We start from the raw sequence: 2,430 nt of genomic DNA on the forward strand, positions 1-2,430 counted from the left end.
TGACGAGGCTCAGCGAAGTTCCCCAACCACGCTCACCGAAATTCCCCACTCGTGAGCGGTGTTCACTGTAGCGGTTGGCGCGTTCCTGTGGCGGCTTTGCGGAGTTTCTCCGATCGTGCGTTGTGGTCGCGGAGTCGGTAGGAATCTCCGTCGAGGTTGAGCACAACGGAGCGGTGCAGGAGTCGGTCGAGCATGGCTGCGGCGACGGTGTTGTCGCCGAGAACTTCACCCCACGATCCGACGCCGCGGTTGGTGGTCATCACGATCGAGGTCTTCATATACCGTTGCGAGACAACCTGAAACAACGCGGACGCCGCTTCGCCCGGCAACGGCAAGTACCCGAGTTCATCGATGACCAACAACGTCGGTCCGGCGTAGAACCGCATCGTGGTTGCCCATCTGCCTTCCAGCGCGGCTCGGTGGCAACGGGCAGCGAGGTCGGCCGCGGTAGTGAAATAAGTCCGGTAGCCGGCATGTGCGGCTGCCCTCGCCAGCCCGACCGACAGATGGGTTTTGCCGACCCCCGGCGGTCCGATGAGCAGCACATTCGTCGCCGTCTCCAGATACCGGCAGGTCGCGAGGTCGTCGATCAGCTTCCGGTCGACACCAGCGGCGGCGTCGTAGTCGAAGTCCTCGAGCGAGGCCGGCGTCGGCAAGCACGCGAACCGCAACCGGCCGGTCAACCGTCGCGCTTCGGTGGCGTCGACTTCGATCGAGAGCAACCGATCCAGCGCCGCGGTCATCGACAGGTCCTCGGCTGCTGCTTGGTCGAGGACCGAAGGCAGTGCTTCGGCTGCGTCGTGCAGTTTCAGCACGGCGAGATGACCACGCAGTCGTTGATAGAGACTGGCGGCTTCGGCGGTGTTCGGGGCAGGCATCCGGTCGCGTGGCTTCTGGTCGGTCATCGGAGGGTGTTCCTTCCACGGGCAGCATGTTCGTAGATCGACAGGTCGTAGACGATCGCACCAGCGGCAGCAGATTCTGGTGCGCGACAGACATTTTCGTCCGCGACACCATTGGTGGAGAGTGGTGCGCCGGAGGCGGTTCGGAGTGTGTGGGCGGCCGCGAGTGCATCCGGTCCGGGTGGGATGCGTTCTTTACGGCGATGCGGTCGGCCGGTGTTCGCACTTGCCATCGCTACTTGTTCGAGGGCGTAGATGTGTCCATGATCGCGGACTATCGCCCCGGTGCCGTCGGCGGCAAGATGATGTCGGGCGATGGTGATGCCGGATGCGGTGACGATGTCGATCACATCAGAGCCCAACACTTGAGTGACTGTCACTGCAGCGGAGGCGAGTTCGGGTGGAACCGAGTAACGGTTTCCGCGGTAGGGCACCAACGCTTGCCGGGATACTGCTCGTTCGGTGGTCAGGATTGCGGGATACGCGGTTGCGGGCATCGGGTGCAAACCTTCCGCCGTCGCGATCGTCGCCACCGATGCCTTGCCGTCTTTCGTCGGTCGCAGCCTGGTGTCACCGCGAAGGCTACAGAACCGATCGAGGCTCGCTTGTGCCCCCTCGACGGTCATGTTGTCCGGGAGCGTTCGCCACCATCGTTGTGCTGCAGTGTGATTGGACTTCTCCACCGCCCCTTTGCGGTTGCCGCGCCTCGGCGGGCAGATCGCGATGGAGGGGCCGTAGTACTTCGCGATTCCGGCGAAGCTGGCGGTGATTCGGCCGGTGTCGGGGTGGCAGACCGTCGCCATCCGGTCGAACCGCCAGACTCGTGTGATGCCGCCGAGTCCGCGGCAGATTCGGTCGAGGCCGTCGACGACACGAGGCTGGGTCATGTCGGGTGCAAGGATGCCGCGCCATTTCCCCGAACATGCGAGGGTTCCGACGAACAGGTGCGCCATCGATCCCCATCCCCACGATGCGGGCGGGTTCGGCAGATCGACCCAATCCCATTGTGTCTCTTCGCCTGGTGGGTGATCGATGACCGCGTTGGGTCTTTCTGTCGCGGTCAGGCAGGCTTGGCAGATCGGACGAAGTTTCAACTCGCGGATCTTGCGATGCAAGGTTTGGTAGGACAGCGTGTAGCCGAGGTCTTCGAGTTCGTCGCAGAGCGTGCGGACCCACAGATGCGGGTCGTCGATCAGGCGTGCGGTGACGTAGGCGAGGAACACTTCGAAGGGGTCCGGTGCGCTGCGTTTGCGCGATCCCGGGGTGGTCGTGCCGTTCAGATACGACCGGATGGTCTTACGGTCTCGGCCGGTGTGACGGGCGATCGCCGAAATCGTCCAGCCTCGTTTGTGCAGGGCGTGTACTTCCACATCTTCCTCCCATGTAAGCATGAGGAGCGGGTCTCCTTCGGATAGCTGGTCGGTGGTCAGAGACCACCAGCATCGTGGGAGACCCGCCCTCGTTGGCGATGCCACACGGGTGGGGAATTTCAGTGAGCACTAGTGGGGAATTTCGATGAGCGCCGTCA

Annotated in this window: 2 protein-coding genes; both read right to left on the minus strand. The window is 63.4% G+C overall.

What is annotated here, in order from left to right; genetic code table 11:
• Nucleotides 1-62: 62 nt before the first annotated feature.
• Complete coding sequence (istB, locus tag H292_RS0126600; RefSeq protein ID WP_020113425.1) at nt 63-905, minus strand: IS21-like element helper ATPase IstB; 843 nt, start codon at nt 903-905, stop codon at nt 63-65.
• Entirely contained in the window at nt 902-2,293 is a 1,392-nt protein-coding gene (locus H292_RS0126605; protein WP_020113426.1) for a Mu transposase domain-containing protein, read from the minus strand. The genes istB and H292_RS0126605 overlap by 4 nt, the downstream gene beginning before the upstream one ends.
• Nucleotides 2,294-2,430: the final 137 nt, after the last annotated feature.

Source organism: Rhodococcus sp. 114MFTsu3.1 (assembly GCF_000383555.1).
Taxonomy (GTDB): Bacteria; Actinomycetota; Actinomycetes; order Mycobacteriales; family Mycobacteriaceae; genus Rhodococcoides; species Rhodococcoides fascians_E.

Bases quoted from the DNA above. Each gene is read 5' to 3' on its own strand.
- istB (WP_020113425.1), bottom strand. From the start codon at position 905: ATGACCGACCAGAAGCCACGCGACCGGATGCCTGCCCCGAACACCGCC.
- H292_RS0126605 (WP_020113426.1), bottom strand. From the start codon at position 2,293: ATGCTTACATGGGAGGAAGATGTGGAAGTACACGCCCTGCACAAACGA.